Origin of the sequence: Campylobacter sp. B0100352/1 (genome assembly GCF_020135855.1) — a bacterium.
Lineage (GTDB): Bacteria > Campylobacterota > Campylobacteria > Campylobacterales > Campylobacteraceae > Campylobacter_D > Campylobacter_D taeniopygiae.
Window position 1 is genome coordinate 1 of the sequence record NZ_JACHTP010000124.1, and the last position, 296, is coordinate 296.

The window sequence follows — 296 nt, forward strand, 5'->3', positions numbered from 1 at the left end:
AGAAATAGAGAAGAAAAAAGAAGAATTTCGCAGTAAATATTTAGGTAGTGAATTCAAAGAAGGAAATGAAACTCATTTTGTAAATTTTTCTTATTTGATAAAAAAATTCCCTCAAGTCCTTTCTAATGGTTGTAGATATTTTCTTTCTGTTAATAGTGCCTCATATAAAATAGGTGAATCTAATTTCAATTTCAAAGACAAACCCGAATTTGCTTATTATGAAGATAAACTTAAAGAATACATGGGAGAAGAAAACTATAAAAAAGTAAGACCTTATATGGGTATGGGTGCTTATT

The 296-nt window shown here is 27.4% G+C and carries 1 pseudogene; it reads left to right on the top strand.

Features of this window, described 5'->3' with window-relative positions:
• Window positions 1-296: pseudogene (locus H2279_RS08825) on the top strand (tRNA 2-selenouridine synthase); the annotation flags it as partial.